17 protein-coding genes are annotated in these 13,384 nt (G+C 63.7%); 11 read left to right on the top strand and 6 right to left on the bottom strand.

Going from position 1 to position 13,384, the window contains the following annotated elements; genetic code table 11:
- A complete protein-coding gene (locus tag ACXAJT_RS16455) occupies nucleotides 1-1,062 on the top strand; it encodes a flagellin (protein ID WP_475237007.1) in 1,062 nt (353 codons plus the stop codon).
- Here the strand turns inward: ACXAJT_RS16455 and ACXAJT_RS16450 are convergent.
- The gene (locus tag ACXAJT_RS16450) at nucleotides 1,027-1,791 is read right to left on the bottom strand and encodes a response regulator transcription factor (protein ID WP_475237006.1); all 765 of its coding nucleotides are present in this window, start codon (nucleotides 1,789-1,791) and stop codon (nucleotides 1,027-1,029) included. The two genes, ACXAJT_RS16455 and ACXAJT_RS16450, sit on opposite strands and share 36 nt — an antisense overlap.
- Before the next feature lie 199 nt (nucleotides 1,792-1,990).
- Between ACXAJT_RS16450 and ACXAJT_RS16445 the strand changes: the two genes are divergently transcribed.
- From ACXAJT_RS16445 to ACXAJT_RS16415, 7 genes are all read left to right on the top strand, one after another.
- Nucleotides 1,991-3,103, top strand: a complete 1,113-nt coding sequence (locus ACXAJT_RS16445; RefSeq protein WP_475237004.1) for a flagellar basal body P-ring protein FlgI — start codon at nucleotides 1,991-1,993, stop codon at nucleotides 3,101-3,103.
- A gap of 11 nt (nucleotides 3,104-3,114) precedes the next feature.
- Nucleotides 3,115-3,435, top strand: a complete 321-nt coding sequence (locus ACXAJT_RS16440) for a rod-binding protein (protein ID WP_475237003.1) — start codon at nucleotides 3,115-3,117, stop codon at nucleotides 3,433-3,435.
- Nucleotides 3,432-3,842 carry a hypothetical protein gene (locus tag ACXAJT_RS16435; protein ID WP_475237002.1) on the top strand — a complete coding sequence of 137 codons (411 nt, stop codon included), beginning with the start codon at nucleotides 3,432-3,434 and terminating at the stop codon, nucleotides 3,840-3,842. Before ACXAJT_RS16440 ends, ACXAJT_RS16435 begins: the two co-directional genes overlap by 4 nt.
- Nucleotides 3,843-3,954: 112 nt before the next feature.
- Nucleotides 3,955-4,902 carry a flagellin N-terminal helical domain-containing protein gene (locus tag ACXAJT_RS16430; RefSeq protein WP_475237001.1) on the top strand — a complete coding sequence of 316 codons (948 nt, stop codon included), beginning with the start codon at nucleotides 3,955-3,957 and terminating at the stop codon, nucleotides 4,900-4,902.
- A gap of 138 nt (nucleotides 4,903-5,040) precedes the next feature.
- Complete coding sequence (locus tag ACXAJT_RS16425) at nucleotides 5,041-5,478, top strand: flagellar biosynthesis regulator FlaF (protein ID WP_475237000.1); 438 nt, start codon at nucleotides 5,041-5,043, stop codon at nucleotides 5,476-5,478.
- Nucleotides 5,447-5,881, top strand: coding sequence for a flagellar biosynthesis repressor FlbT (locus ACXAJT_RS16420; protein ID WP_475236998.1), 435 nt, complete (start codon nucleotides 5,447-5,449; stop codon nucleotides 5,879-5,881). The genes ACXAJT_RS16425 and ACXAJT_RS16420 overlap by 32 nt, the downstream gene beginning before the upstream one ends.
- The gene (locus ACXAJT_RS16415) at nucleotides 5,878-6,699 is read left to right on the top strand and encodes a DUF1217 domain-containing protein (RefSeq protein ID WP_475236997.1); all 822 of its coding nucleotides are present in this window, start codon (nucleotides 5,878-5,880) and stop codon (nucleotides 6,697-6,699) included. The genes ACXAJT_RS16420 and ACXAJT_RS16415 overlap by 4 nt, the downstream gene beginning before the upstream one ends.
- Before the next feature lie 38 nt (nucleotides 6,700-6,737).
- On the opposite strand, the gene ACXAJT_RS16410 is transcribed toward ACXAJT_RS16415, so the two are convergent.
- From ACXAJT_RS16410 to fliF, 5 genes are read right to left on the bottom strand one after another with little or no spacing between them, the layout of a single operon-like run.
- The gene (locus ACXAJT_RS16410) at nucleotides 6,738-7,787 is read right to left on the bottom strand and encodes a flagellar motor switch protein FliG (RefSeq protein WP_475236995.1); all 1,050 of its coding nucleotides are present in this window, start codon (nucleotides 7,785-7,787) and stop codon (nucleotides 6,738-6,740) included.
- A 21-nt stretch (nucleotides 7,788-7,808) separates the two neighbouring features.
- Entirely contained in the window at nucleotides 7,809-8,660 is an 852-nt protein-coding gene (gene fliP / locus ACXAJT_RS16405; protein WP_475236993.1) for a flagellar type III secretion system pore protein FliP, read from the bottom strand.
- The gene (locus tag ACXAJT_RS16400) at nucleotides 8,657-8,986 is read right to left on the bottom strand and encodes a FliM/FliN family flagellar motor switch protein (RefSeq protein WP_475236992.1); all 330 of its coding nucleotides are present in this window, start codon (nucleotides 8,984-8,986) and stop codon (nucleotides 8,657-8,659) included. Before ACXAJT_RS16400 ends, fliP begins: the two co-directional genes overlap by 4 nt.
- A gap of 3 nt (nucleotides 8,987-8,989) precedes the next feature.
- Entirely contained in the window at nucleotides 8,990-9,658 is a 669-nt protein-coding gene (locus tag ACXAJT_RS16395; RefSeq protein ID WP_475236989.1) for a FliH/SctL family protein, read from the bottom strand.
- The gene (gene fliF, locus ACXAJT_RS16390) at nucleotides 9,655-11,364 is read right to left on the bottom strand and encodes a flagellar basal-body MS-ring/collar protein FliF (RefSeq protein WP_475236987.1); all 1,710 of its coding nucleotides are present in this window, start codon (nucleotides 11,362-11,364) and stop codon (nucleotides 9,655-9,657) included. The genes ACXAJT_RS16395 and fliF overlap by 4 nt, the downstream gene beginning before the upstream one ends.
- 148 nt (nucleotides 11,365-11,512) lie before the next feature.
- On the opposite strand from fliF, the gene ACXAJT_RS16385 reads away from it, so the two are divergent.
- From ACXAJT_RS16385 to ACXAJT_RS16375, 3 genes are read left to right on the top strand one after another with little or no spacing between them, the layout of a single operon-like run.
- Nucleotides 11,513-12,097, top strand: coding sequence for a flagellar basal body-associated FliL family protein (locus ACXAJT_RS16385; RefSeq protein ID WP_475236985.1), 585 nt, complete (start codon nucleotides 11,513-11,515; stop codon nucleotides 12,095-12,097).
- Nucleotides 12,094-13,035 (top strand): flagellar motor switch protein FliM, encoded by a 942-nt coding sequence (locus tag ACXAJT_RS16380; RefSeq protein ID WP_475236984.1) that lies wholly within the window; start codon nucleotides 12,094-12,096, stop codon nucleotides 13,033-13,035. The genes ACXAJT_RS16385 and ACXAJT_RS16380 overlap by 4 nt, the downstream gene beginning before the upstream one ends.
- Nucleotides 13,019-13,384 (top strand): flagellar motor switch protein, encoded by a 366-nt coding sequence (locus tag ACXAJT_RS16375; protein ID WP_475236982.1) that lies wholly within the window; start codon nucleotides 13,019-13,021, stop codon nucleotides 13,382-13,384. Before ACXAJT_RS16380 ends, ACXAJT_RS16375 begins: the two co-directional genes overlap by 17 nt.

Raw genomic sequence — 13,384 nt, 5'->3', positions numbered from 1 at the left:
ATGATTTATCTCAGCACCGGACCTTCAACGCTCTATTCCAGTCTGCTGCGGCGCAATCAGGCCGCCGATCTGACCAATGAGCTGTCGCGCGCCGAGCAGGAGCTCTCGACCGGATACAAGTCGGATATCTACAAATCGCTTGGGGTCAGCGCCGCCGAGGCGCTCAATCTCAGCGCGCAGCTCGACAAGGACGAGGCGCAATCCTCGGTCAACACAGTGATGATCTCGCGGCTGGACATGACCAGCCAGTCGCTGAATTCGATGCGTGAAACGGTGCAAGAGGTGCTCGACCTCGCCGTCAGCAGCGCAGACAGCCAAGCAGGCACCGCAGCGGGGCTGCAAACAGCGGCCAAGGGGGCGCTGGTCTCGCTGATCGCGCAGGCGGGCCAGACCTATGCCGGGCAGCCGTTGTTTTCGGGCACGTCGGGCACTGCCGCGTCGCTGCAGGATTGGAGCACTGCGCAAGAGGGTAGCGGGCTCTCCCCGCAGCAGGTGTTCGAAGATCTTCTTGCAGGCGGGTTGTCCTCGGTCGCCGACGTCGACGCGGCGATAGCCGAGTTCGACGCGATCTTTTCGGACACCGCAGCCGACGCGGACACCAACTTCCAGTCGCTGATCTACAACGGCTCGACCGGCAACGCGCAAGCCAGCGCCGAGATCGGTGACGGCATCAGCATAACCTACGGCGTACAGGGCGATGACGAGGCCTTCCGCGAGGTGATCAAGGGGCTCGCGATGCTCACCGCCACCGACCCCGCCCGCATCGAGAATGATGAGGCCTATGGCGCGTGGATGGATGAGGCGATCCAAACGCTGGGCTCGGGCGTCAATGGCCTGCTGGAGCGGGAAACCATGGTTTCCTCGGCCTCGGCGCGCATCGAGGAACAGAACGAACGCATTTCCGATCGCGCGACGCTCTATAAGAGCCGTCTGCTGGAGTTGGACGGCGTAGATGCCTACGAGGCGGCTAGCAATGTGACGATGCTGCAGACCCAGCTTGAGGCCAGCTACACCGTCACCGCGCGCCTATCCCAGCTGAGCTTTCTGAATTACATGCGATGAGGCGGCAAGGCTGAGGCGGGGCGCCTCGGCCTCCCGCTTGCTCTCGGCGCCCGGTGCCAGCTTGTAGCCGCGTCCGCGAATGGTCCGGATATGCGGATCGCCCGAGGGCGACATCTCTTCGATCTTTTTGCGAATACGGCAGATGTAGACGTCGATCACCTTGTCGAAGGGCTGATCCTCGGACATGCCGTAGACCGCGTCATAGATCACCGCTTTCGAGACCACGCGCGGCGCAGCCAGCGCAATCTGCTGAAAGATCGCCAACTCGCGCTGCGACAGCCGCATCGGCGTGCCGGCCACGTCCGGGTCGCGCCCATCGAAATGCGCTGTGACGTCGCCGATCTGCACCGATCCCGCCGCGTGGCCGTGAAAACGCCGGGTGATCGCATTGACCCGCGAACGCAACTCCGGCCCGGTGAGCGGCCCGACGATATCGTCGTCGGCGCCCGCATCCAGCGTCTCCATCGCCGCCTCGGGGTCGCGCTGGTCGCGCAGCACGAGGATCGGATTGCGGCAGCCGGATTTTCGCAGTCGGTAGATGTGCTCGACGGTGCGCGGTTGCTCGGACAGCAGCACCGGCCTGTCGGCATAGCCATCGCTGCTCAGCAGATCCAGTTCGCGTTCAAAGAAGTCGTCGCTTACGGCCACCGTCTGCCAATGCGCGGCTTCAAGCTCGGACAGCAGCCCATGGAAGGAATTCGAACGTGGCTCGTAAAGATAGATATGCACACTGCTCTCCCGATGCGCCGCCGTCATTCAATATCCATGGCTGGATGCGCTGATCATGCTCACAATTTTTACTGCGGTCAAGCAATACACAAGGATAGCATGATTAGTTTTGAAGAATGTCGTTGAAGAAATTGCTGCGCGGATGTTTAATCCTTGTTATATGGACATTCGTAGTCAGCCCTCAGCCGCAGGAAGCTTCATGCGTTTCGCAGCCAGTCTCGGCGCCCTCCTCTTGGCGCTCATTGCCGCGCTCCCCGCGGCGTCGGATGTCCGCATCAAGGATATCGCGACCGTCGAAGGCGTGCGCGAGAACCAACTGGTGGGCTATGGGCTCGTGGTCGGCCTCAACGGCACCGGCGACAGCCTGCGCAACAGCCCGTTCACCGAAAAGAGTATCGAGGCGATGCTGGAACGTCTGGGTGTCGGCAATCTGTCGGACGACCAGATCCAGACCGACAATACCGCCGCGGTCATGGTCACCGCGATGCTGCCGCCCTTCGCGCGGCTCGGCTCGCCCATTGACGTGGTTGTCTCCTCGCTCGGCGATGCCAGTTCGCTGCGCGGCGGCACGCTGATCGTCACCCCGCTCACCGGCGCGGATGGCGATGTCTATGCGGTGGCGCAAGGCCCGATCGCCGTGGCCGGTTACGCCGCGCAGGGCATGGCGGCCTCGGTGGTGGAGGGGGTTCCAACGGTGGCCCGGATCGAAAACGGCGCGACGGTGGAAAACGAGATCGAGTTCTCCTTGGCGACGCTGGATTCCGTCCGGCTGGCGCTGCGCAATCCTGACTTCACCACCGCCACCCGCATGGCCGACGCAATCAACAAACGCATGGGCACCAACACCGCCACAGCGCTTGACCCGGGCACCGTCGAGGTCGCGCTGCATGGCGCGGGCAAGGGCGACGTGGCAGGCATCCTTTCGGACGTCGAGAACATCCGTGTTGATCCCGACGCCATCGCCAAAGTGGTGATCGACGCGCGCTCTGGCACGATCGTTATTGGCGAGGACGTGCGGATCGACCGTGTTGCGGTCAGTCAGGGAGGGTTGACGGTGATGGTGCGAGAAGACGCCGAGGTCAGTCAGCCCGACCCGATCACCATCGGAGGCACCACCGTCGTCGTGCCGCGGACCACCGTCGGCGTCGACGAACAGGAGGCGCATTTCACCATTCTCGAGGGCGCGGACGTCAGCCTGCAGCGGCTGGTGGATGCGCTCAACGCGATCGGGCTGAGTGCGACCCAGACAATCTCGATCCTGCAGGCGATCAAGGCTGCGGGCGCGTTGCACGCCGATCTGGAAATCATCTAGGGGAGGTCCGAATGGACGTGAAGACATCCATGGCCGCACTGCAGGTCACCGGCGCGCAGATCGCCCAGCCCGGTGCCATTGCCCGTGACGCCCCGGCCAGCGCCGCCAAGGAATTCGAGGCGATGTTCCTCACCGAGATGGTCGACGAGATGCTCAAGGAAGTCGATCTTGGCGATTTCGGTGGCGGCAAGGCGGAAGAGCAATGGCGCTATTTCCTCGCCGAGGCCTTCGGCAAAGAGATGGCAGAACAAGGCGGCGCCGGCATCGCGCGCAACCTTGAGCAGGCGATGAACGCCTATGCCGCAACTGCCCGCCGTGGAGACGATACATGACCGAGATGACCCCCGCCCGCGCCACCGCACTCGTTGACCGCCTGGCCCGACTGCTGCGCGACGAGATCGCCGCCATCGGCAAGGGGGAGCTTGCCCGCGTCGAGGAACTGTTCCCCCGCAAGCAAGAGCTTCTGGCCGAAATCGAACGCGTCTTTGCCGATCCCGAGGCGCTTTTGGGCGGCGACGATCCGGCCTCGGTGAAGCTGCGCGAGCGCCTCGCAGAACTTCGCAAGCTGATTCACAGCGATCTGTCCTTGCTGCAGCGCATGACCGAAGCCACTGGTGCAGTGGCGCGCGAGATCGACCGGATCCGCGAGCGCCAAAGTCTGCGGGGTGTTTATGGCAGAGATGGCTCGAAAAAGCCACAATGCGTTACTCAGAAGCAACGTTACGATCACTCGGTGTAGCGTTAACTTTCCTTTAACTCCTGGCTCCAATCTCACGTGATACGGTGACCGCACGGCAGGACCGTTTTCGCCAGAAAGGCGAAGCACAACGATAGAAATCGGAGCAGATACAATGTCTTCCATCAATACCAATGCAAGCGCGATGAACGCGCTCTCGACGCTGCGCAGCATCAACAAGGACCTCGAGTCCACGCAGAACCGCATCTCGACCGGCCTCAAGGTTGAATCGGGCAAGGACAACGCGGCCTACTTCTCGATCTCCGAGACCATGCAGGGCGACAGCTCGTCCTACTCGTCGATCAACGAAGGCCTGACGCTGACCAAAAACTCGATCGCCACCGCGCGCCTCGGCGCCGAAACGATCCAGGACCTGGCGCAGGACTTCCTCGACAAGATCTCCTTCGCGCAGGGCGCGGAAGGCGGCCAGACCGAGATCGAGAACGATCTCAACGAGTTGGTCAAGCAAATGGAAACCACGCTCAGCCAGTCGACCTTCAACGGCGACGACCTGCTGGCCGCTGGTGACTATGGTTCTGCAGCTGGCGTTATCACGAGCGGGACTGCCGCGAGCGCGACCGGCGTTCTTACCCTCGGCTCCAACAGCAACTTCGCTACAGGTGCGTCGCGCGATGTCGTGACGGGCATCAGCCGTGCTGGTGACACCTTCGGGACGACGACTATTTCGGTCAGCGAGCATGACCTCGCGACACTGGTTGACGGGTTCAAAGCACTGGCGGACGATTTCGCCACGAAGGCAAACCTCTCGACCACCGGCGCGGCCTTCCTTGCCGGCGCTCTGTCCTCGGCAGAAAGCGTGCTGGGTCTGACCACCGATATCGCAACCAAGCTTGGCCAGTCCGAGAAGTCGGTCGAGAACCAGCAGGAGTTCCTGTCGGCGGTTGTCGACAACATCGACAGCGGCATCGGCGCGATGATCGACGCGGACATGGAAGAGGAAGCGGCACGGCTTCAGGCGCTGCAGGTCCAGCAGCAGCTGGCGACGCAGTCGCTGTCCATCGCCAACTCCTCGCCGCAGAATATTCTGTCGCTGTTCCAGTAATTTCTCTGGAAGTGACACAACTTCTGATGGCATAATGAGGGGGCGCCACAGGCGCCCCCTTTCCGTCGGAGCTTCGGACAAACCGGGCCCGGCTCACAGGTCACCCCGCGCAGCCGGGGGAGCAAAGGCAGGAACGGAATGAGCATCTCCGCATACAAGCGTACGATCCGCGAAAGCGAGTCCCCGCGCCAGATTGAGGCCCGCGTCTTTGCGCGGATCACCGGCGCCATGGAACTGCACCGCGACAGCTGGGCCGCCGCCAAAGACAGGTCGGCCCGTCACGCCATTCTCGCCGATGGGCTGCGCGAAGCCGTGGCGCAGAACCGGCGGCTGTGGGCGCAGCTGCGCGACGATCTGGCCAGCAGCCGCAATGCGCTGCCCGAGGCCTTGCGCGCCAACCTTCTGTCGATCTCGCTCTGGGCCGACCGCACCTGCGGCACGGTGATCGGAGGTGGCGAAGGACTCGCGGCGCTGATAGACGTCAACCAAAGTATTCTTTCCGGGCTCTCTGCCGCGCGCCCGGCCGTGTCAGGGGTAAATCAAGATGGCGCTCAGCCTTACGCTAAAACCGTATGAACGGATCGTGGTGAACGGCTGCATGATGCGTAATGGTGGGCGTAAAAGCACGCTCACCATCGAAAACCGCGCCGACATCATCCGCGAAACCGACCTTCTTAAACCCGAGGCCGCGGCAACCCCCGTGCGCGCCGCGTATTTCCTGATCCAGAGCGCTCTGATCTACCCCGAGCGCCGTGAAAAGCTGGTCTCGGCAGCGCAGCAGCAACTGGCCAAGCTCGCGACCGCCTTCGGCTCCGAACTGCGCATGCATGTGTTCGAAGCCGCCAACAACGTCAGCCAGAACGAGTATTTCGCGGCTCTGCGGCAACTGCGCCCGCTGATGAAGCGCGAGGACGAAGTGCTGAGCCCGCCGCCGGGCGACGAGCCCTCGGACACTGACACAACGAGGATCTCCACATGATCTCCGTCGCTGGCCTCTCCACCAGTCTTGCCCTTCGCATTGTCGACAAGACCGAGGGCAAAGAGAAGGGGATGATCGAGAACGAGGCGGAGCATCAGCGCGCAATCGATTATTTCATGGAAAACATCGAGAGCGTCGAAACCGTCGACGATCTTGTTGGCGACTATAAACTCTACAGCTTCGTCATGAAGGCCTATGATCTGGAGGATCAGATCTTCGGCAAGGCGATGATGGAGAAGGTCCTCAAGAGCAACATCGAAGATGACGAGGCGCTGGTGAACCGGCTCACCGACGAGCGCTTCGAGACCTTCTACAACGCCATGGGCTTCAGCGAAAACGGTATGGCCAACCTCAATACCGTGGACGACGCTTGGAAGGCGAAAATTGTCGAGGCCTATGTCGACACGACTTACGTGAACGAAAAGTCCGAGGACAACGAGGCGCTTGGCACCTTGCTGGAATTTCGCCGCAAGGCCGCGGATGTCACCAGCGCCTACGAAATTCTCGCCGACAGCGATATGGCCGAGTTCGTCCGCACCGCGCTTGGGCTGCCCGACGAGATCGCCGCCGGCGATATCGACAAGCAGGCCGCACTTATCTCGCGCCGGATCGACATCGACCGGCTGGGCGATACCGACTACGTCGAAAGCCTCGTGCAGAAATACGTCGCGATCAGCGATGCCACTTCGGACCTTACGTCGAACAACGCCGCCGTTCAGTTGGTGACCAGCGCCGCCAGCGGTGGATCGGGCAGCTTTGTCCCGGTGACCATCGACATCGAGAGCATTCAGGGCTTTAGCGGCTACCGGTCGCGCTGAATTGATGCCGGACCCTTGGCGGGTCCGGCACGCGGCGCTCAGTAAACCTCGTCTTCGTCGTCCCCGAGCGGCAAACGGATCTGGTCTTCGTCGGCCAGCTGGCGCGCGTAGTCGAGCATCAGCGTCTGCGCCGCGTTCACGTCGCGGCGACGCACCGGCCCCATGCCTTCCATCTCTTCCACCAGCATGTCGCGCGACCGCCCCGGCAGCGCGTTGAGGAACGCATCGCGCGCATCCTGACTGGCGCCGCGCAGCGCCGTCGGCAGCGTGTTGCCCGGCACGCCGCGCATGATCCGCGCGAGGTCCATCGGTTCGAGCTTCACAAGGTCTTCGAAGGTGAACATTTTCGCCTTGATCGCCATGAACGCGTCGGGGATCGACGCCTCCAGCGCCGGCGCCATCGCATCAAATGCACCGCGGTCGAGCTTGTTGAACAGATCCGCCATACGCTGCTGCTGCTCTGTCGCGGTGGGCTGCGCGCCGGCGTTGATGATGTCGCTCTGCAGCGACTCCTCGATCTGCCGCATCATGTGGTGCGGCACGGCTTCCATGCGGATCATCCGCTCGACCACCGAGTTCATCTTTTCCGGCCCCAGCAGCGGCAGCACCTTGGCGGTCACATCGGTACGCACATTGGTCAGGATCGCCGCGATGGTCTGCTCGTGCTCGCCCTTGAGGTAATTGGCGATGACGTTTTCCGACAGCCCGCTGAACCGCGCCCAGAGATCGCGCTCCTTCAGTGGGCCGCGAATGTCCTTGAGTATGCCTTCGACCTGATCGCCCGGCAGCAGCGAGCGCAGCAGGTTCTCGGCCACCGCAAAGGACCCGACGACACCGCCGCCGTTGGTCATGCCCTCGACAAAATCGCTCAGCACCTGCTCGACGGTCTCCGATGAGATCGACCCCAGCCCCGACATCGCCCGGGTGACGCGCTGGATCTCATCGTCGTCAAGCTGCTGCATGAGCGCCGAGCCGCGCTTCTCGCCAAGGCACAGAAACAGGATCGCGGCCTTTTGCGGGCCCGACAGCTTGCGCCGGACGGCGGCGGGGTCGGTCGTGGTGGCGCGTTGGACGTTCGCAACAGCCATCATGCGGCTCCAATCATTGAATTATCCCCCACCGGCGAGGGGCAGATAGCTTTCCATCAGACTGCCGGCCAGCATGTACCAGCCGTCGATCAGCACGAAAAAGATCACCTTGAACGGCAGCGAGATCAGCACAGGCGGCAACATCATCATGCCCGCGCTCATCAGCACCGAGGCGACAATGAGGTCAATAACAAGAAACGGAAGGTAAATCAGAAACCCGATCGAGAACGCCCGGCGCAACTCGGAGATCATGAACGACGGCACCAGCACACGCCAGCCCGCGGCCTCGGGGGTCGTGGGCACCGGGCCGGGCTCCACCGCCGCGCCGCCGGCATCGCTGCGCGCGGCGTAGTCGTGGAAGAGGGCCAGGTCCTTTTCGCGGGTGTTCACATACATGAAGGTCTTGAACGGTTGCCCGATCCGCTCCAGCGCCTGCTCTTCAGTGATCGAGTTCTCCATCAGCGGCCGAACCCCGCCGTCCCACGCATCCTCAAATACCGGCTGCATGACGAAGAAGGTCATGAACAGCGCCATGGCGGTCAGCACCATGTTGGGCGGCGTCTGGTTCAGACCAAGGGCCGAGCGCAGCATGGAAAACACGATCACGAAACGGGTGAAGCTGGTCATGATCACCAGCAGGCCCGGCGCCAGCGACAGCACTGTCATCGCTGCGATCAGCTGCAGGATGCGCCCCGACAGCGTTGCCCGCTCGTCCGAGCCGGCCGGCGCCGAACTTAGCGCGTCGCCGATCGCGCCCAGCAGGTCCGAGCCCGCCGATTGCGCATGCCCCGTGCCCGCGGCCACAAACAGCAGGCCCGCCGCCAGCAGCAGGCAGGTCAGCGCCGTTCCAAGCTGGCGGCAGCGTCGGGTCATTCTTCGGACACGTAATCCTTGACGATCTCGATCAGCGAGACGCCAAGCCGGTCATCGGGCAACCGCACCAGATCGCCGCGCGCCACAAGGCGCTCGTTGATCATCACCTCGACAGGCTGGCCGATGCTCTTGTCGAGTTCAATGATCGAGCCTCGGCTGAGCTTGAGCAACTGCGCGATGGGCATGCGGGTCTGGCCCAGCACGATCTGCACGTTAAGGCCGACGTTGAGCATCGCGTCGATGCCCTGGCTGTCAGGTTTGCCCGATGTCTGCGGAGCGGTGTCCGCGCCGCCCTCTTCTTGTTTGGTGTCTGCCTCGTCCGCCATGTCTTATTCTCCTGCCTGATCCTGCCCGATCGCGGCATCGATCCGCGCCTTGCTGTCCTCGAGCGCGCCGAGGATCCGCTGGCAAATATCGTTGAAACTGTAGCTCATCACGCCGTGATCCCATTCCGCCCGCACGTCGCCTGCGGCGAGGGCCGGGTCAGGCTTAACCTCGAGACGCCCGCCAAAGCCTGACTGGCGGGCGATCCGATGTACCTCTGCGCCCGCCCGCTCGGCGGCTTCGGGGGCGAACCACAGCTTCAGTTCGGCCGCGCCTAGAGCCATGCGCACGACGCCGCGCGCTTCTTGCATCGCCTCGGCCTCGGACAAAGAGGCGCTGGCAGCGGGCGCGACCTGCTGCAGCACCGACAGCGCAAAACCGACCATCTGCGATTCAAGCACCGCGTGATGTGCGTCTGCGTCGGAAAACAGCGCCTGCAGCGCGGGGGCGACCGCTTCGATGGCGCTCAACTGGCGCGCGCTGGCGCTTTGCTGCGCCGCCTGTGATGCCTCGTCGCGGCCTTGAGCCAGACCGGCCTCAAGCCCTTCGGCATGTGCCTTGGCCACCGCCGCGTCGAATTCGGCGCGGGTGTAAATGGCGCCGACATGGGCCTGCTCGCCGCGCGCGGCGGCCTCTGCCTCGGCGTCGAAGTTGCGATCGAAGACAAAGCTCATGTCGCGGACCCTTCAGCCAGCCAGCCCTTCACCACCTTGATGGCGTCGTCAGGCTCGCGCTCGATCAGCTCGCCCACGGTGTTGATCCAGCCGCGTTGAACGCCGCCCTGCACGGAAGCGACGGCCACCATTTCCTCGGATCCGTCGGGCAGCGGATCAAGCACGGTGCCGCTGTGATAAACGGTGTCTTCGCGGTTCGCGGCCTGCTGCCCGGAATGAATATGGGTGACATTGGTCTGCCCGCCCTGCGCGCCCTCCCCCTGCGCCCCGGGCAGCGCCGGAGCGGCGGCGGGTGCGGGCAGCCCGCCCGCGTCGTCGCCTTCACCCGCGTTCGCCACCATCAGCCGGTTCAGCGCCGGACGCACCCCGAGGATCAGCACCGCCGCCACCAACGCCAGCGCGAAGAGGCCGCGCAGGATGGTACCAAGGTTTTCCTGCAGGATCTGCGTGAAGCTGCGCGAGACCGGCTCGCCCACGTCCATCGAGTAGTCCATGAACCGCAGGCTCACCACCTCGACGCTGTCGCCGCGCGCCTCGTCAAAGCCCATGGCGCTCTGCACCAGCGCCTGCAGCCGCTCCAATTCCTCGGCGGTGCGTTCTTCGTAGTCCACCGAGCCGTCGGGCTGCACGTTGTAGATACCGTTGACCAGCACCGCCACCGACATGCGTTCGACATCGCCGGGCTCGCGCACGGTCTCTGTCTGCGTCCCGCCGATCTCGTAATTGACGATTTCGTTGTTGGTGTTCGAGCTGTTGGTGTTGGTCCCCGGCACGTCATCGGCCAGCGCGGCGGGCACATCGTCGGCCACGCCGACCTCGCCGCCAGCGGCGCGCTGGTCCTGCGTCACCTCTTCGCGGGTCTCGGTCGAGCGGACCACCCGCTGATCGGGATCATAGCTCTGCTCACGCACCACTTGCCGCTCGCTCGACAGATCGACACTGACGGTGACCCGCGCGTTGCCCGCGCCGACCCGCGCCGAGAGGATCTGGTTGATGCGCTGGCTCAGCCGGTCCTCGATCTGCGCCCGCGCCGATTGCAGCGAGGCCTCGCTGCCCGCCTCGCCGTCATCGGCGAGAATGGTTTCGCCTGACGCCGAGAGCACCGTCACCTGCGCGGGTGCGAGATCGGGCACCGCCGATGCAACCAAAGAGCGAATCGCATGCGCCTGCTTCATCCCGACCTGACGCGAGCCCCGCACGATCACCGACGCCGACGGGGTGGGCCGCTCCCGCGAGAAGGGCTCGCGTTCGGGCAGCACCAGATGGACGCGCGCCGCCTCGACGCCGTCGATGGTCTGGATCGAGCGGGCCAGCTCGCCTTCCATGGCACGCATCCGGTTGACCCGCTGCATGAAACTATTCATCCCCAGCCCGCTCTGCTCGTCAAACAGTTCCCAGCCCGGCGTGCCTTCGCTGGGCAGCCCCAGAGAGGCAAGCTCCATACGGGCCCGCGCCATCTCTTCGGCGGGCACGCTGACGGCGGTGCCCGCGGTATCGGTGCGGCTGCGGATGCCCGCCGCGTCGAGCGAGTCGACGATCCGCGCCGCATCGGCCGGATTGAGATCGCGGTAGAGCGAAACGTAGTCAGGCGTCGTGACCACCGAGAGACCGAAAAACAACGCCAAAACAAGCGCAAGGCCCGTCCCACCCAATACGGAGAGACGCCGCCATCCCAGCGATTTCAGATTTTCCAGTAGCGCCTGCACGTGTCTCGTTGTCCTGCCCTGTCACCCACTACAAGAATAAACACAACTGTTCTTGATCATCAAGAACTATACCGGAGGTTCTGCTTGCTTAGCGCGAAGATCCAGACCATAGTATTACAAGATTAACCACCACTGCCGATGACGGTTCATGGCTGACGCAACAACAACGGAAAACGGTGCCGGCGGCGGCTCGAAACGCGGCAAGCTCCTCATTGGGCTTGTCGTTGCGTTGGCGTGTACGCTGGCGCTGCTGATCGGCCTTCTGGCCTCGGTGGGGCCCGGCAACCTGATGACCTTGATCACCGGCGAAAGCGACGCGCCTGCGCCGAACGAGGCAACTGATGGCGCGCATAGCGCGAACGGCACCGCGCAACCGGGGCAGACGGGCGCGCAGAGCCTCGGCACTGACGAGCATGTGGTGGTGCTGCCGTTTCAGGAGATCATCGTCAACATCACCTCGACCACGGCCACCGGACGGCAGACCTCGCGGTTTCTGAAGCTGAACCTCGCCATCGTCTACGACACGCGGGTCGAGGGCGCCGAGAAGGTCGCAAGCCGCCAGCTGTTCATGCGGGACAGCTTTCAGGACTATCTGCGACAACTCAACGAAAGCGACCTGCAGGGCTCGATCGGTCTGGCGCGGCTGAAAGCCGAACTGCTGCGCCGGGCGCGGGCGATCACCGACAGTGCCGCACCGCAGGAATTTCTCATCGCGGATCTCATCATCCAATGACCGAGCACAGCGAAATCACCGTCGACACCCGCGCCGTCGAAGAGATGATCGTCGAGCGCGCCAAGCAGTCCTACACGCGGCTGCCGATGCTCGAAGTTGTCTTCGACCGCTTTGCATTGTCCTTGGCGCAGGTGCTCAAGAGCTATCTGGGCGCGATGGTCGACGTGACTCTCGACAAGGTCGATTACCTCACCTGTCAGGACGCGATCGACACGCTGCCCGATCCCGCGCTGATCGGCGTGACCGACGCCGTGGAGTGGAACGGCACGATCGCCGCAGTGATGCGGCCCGAGTTGCTGTACTCTGTGCTGGAGATCACGTTCGGCGGGCGCACGGTGCCGGAAACCACACACAACGTGCGCACCTTCACCGGCATCGAGAAGCGCATCGGCAAGAGTTTCTGCGAAACCACGCTCAACGAGCTGTCGGCTGCCTTCGAAAAGGTCACACCCGTGCGGTTTGAGGTCGGGCACCTCGAGACCAACCCAAAGGCGCTGCTGCTTGCCCCGCCGACCAGTTCCTGCGTCCGCGCGGTGCTGAGCCTCAACATCGAGGACCGGGTGAGCGAGATGGTCTTCCTGCTGCCCAACACCGCCTTCGACATCGTCGGCGATGTGCTGTCACAGAACTTCACCGGCGGCCAGTTGGGCGGTGACACCGGCTGGCGCCTGAAGCTGACCGAAAAGCTGGGCACCACGGCGATCCCGGTCTCCGCCGTTCTGGGGCAGGCGGTGATTCCGCTGCGCGACGTGCTGTCGTGGATGCCGGGGCAGGTGCTGGATCTGGGCATGCAGGTGGATGACCCGGTCACCCTGTCAGTGATCGGCAAGGATATTGCCAAGGCCGAAGTGGGGCGCCGGAAGAACGGCAAGATCGCCCTCAAAGTTTCAGATAAAATGTACGAAGAAGAGGAATTGCCAGATGTCCTTCTTGATTGACATTGCCATTCTCGTGCTGCTCGTCGGAACCCTCACCTATGCGTGGGTGGTCGACCGCCGGGTTCGGGTGCTGATGGCGGCGCTCAAGGACCTCGAACCGATGATCGGCAATTTCTCGGCTGCGGTCGACAAGTCCGAAAGCGCGGTCACCGCGCTGCGCAGCGCCGGCGAGCAGGCCGCCGATCAGCGCGCCCGCCGCCAGCGCGAGCCCGAGATGACCCGCGACGAGGCCCCTTCGTTCCGCACCACGCGTGAGCGGCCCGCGCGGCCCAATGGCACGGCGTCGGTCTCGGGCAAATCCGAACTGGTGCGCGGGTTCTTCGAAACCGTGCGCAACCGCGAGGCCTGA

The organism is Salipiger sp. ABF4_146 (assembly GCF_056161345.1).
The sequence above is the reverse complement of the archived record's forward strand: the minus strand, read 5'-3'. Positions and strand labels throughout refer to the sequence as shown.

Excerpts from the sequence above, each read along its gene's own strand:
- ACXAJT_RS16380 (WP_475236984.1), top strand. The coding sequence starts at position 12,094 with ATGACCGAGCACAGCGAAATCACCGTCGACACCCGCGCCGTCGAAGAG.
- ACXAJT_RS16425 (WP_475237000.1), top strand. The coding sequence starts at position 5,041 with ATGAGCATCTCCGCATACAAGCGTACGATCCGCGAAAGCGAGTCCCCG.
- ACXAJT_RS16430 (WP_475237001.1), top strand. The coding sequence starts at position 3,955 with ATGTCTTCCATCAATACCAATGCAAGCGCGATGAACGCGCTCTCGACG.
- ACXAJT_RS16410 (WP_475236995.1), bottom strand. The coding sequence starts at position 7,787 with ATGGCTGTTGCGAACGTCCAACGCGCCACCACGACCGACCCCGCCGCC.
- ACXAJT_RS16385 (WP_475236985.1), top strand. The coding sequence starts at position 11,513 with ATGGCTGACGCAACAACAACGGAAAACGGTGCCGGCGGCGGCTCGAAA.
- ACXAJT_RS16455 (WP_475237007.1), top strand. The coding sequence starts at position 1 with ATGATTTATCTCAGCACCGGACCTTCAACGCTCTATTCCAGTCTGCTG.
- ACXAJT_RS16445 (WP_475237004.1), top strand. The coding sequence starts at position 1,991 with ATGCGTTTCGCAGCCAGTCTCGGCGCCCTCCTCTTGGCGCTCATTGCC.
- fliP (WP_475236993.1), bottom strand. The coding sequence starts at position 8,660 with ATGACCCGACGCTGCCGCCAGCTTGGAACGGCGCTGACCTGCCTGCTG.
- ACXAJT_RS16435 (WP_475237002.1), top strand. The coding sequence starts at position 3,432 with ATGACCGAGATGACCCCCGCCCGCGCCACCGCACTCGTTGACCGCCTG.
- ACXAJT_RS16400 (WP_475236992.1), bottom strand. The coding sequence starts at position 8,986 with ATGGCGGACGAGGCAGACACCAAACAAGAAGAGGGCGGCGCGGACACC.
- ACXAJT_RS16395 (WP_475236989.1), bottom strand. The coding sequence starts at position 9,658 with ATGAGCTTTGTCTTCGATCGCAACTTCGACGCCGAGGCAGAGGCCGCC.
- ACXAJT_RS16375 (WP_475236982.1), top strand. The coding sequence starts at position 13,019 with ATGTCCTTCTTGATTGACATTGCCATTCTCGTGCTGCTCGTCGGAACC.
- ACXAJT_RS16440 (WP_475237003.1), top strand. The coding sequence starts at position 3,115 with ATGGACGTGAAGACATCCATGGCCGCACTGCAGGTCACCGGCGCGCAG.
- ACXAJT_RS16415 (WP_475236997.1), top strand. The coding sequence starts at position 5,878 with ATGATCTCCGTCGCTGGCCTCTCCACCAGTCTTGCCCTTCGCATTGTC.
- ACXAJT_RS16420 (WP_475236998.1), top strand. The coding sequence starts at position 5,447 with ATGGCGCTCAGCCTTACGCTAAAACCGTATGAACGGATCGTGGTGAAC.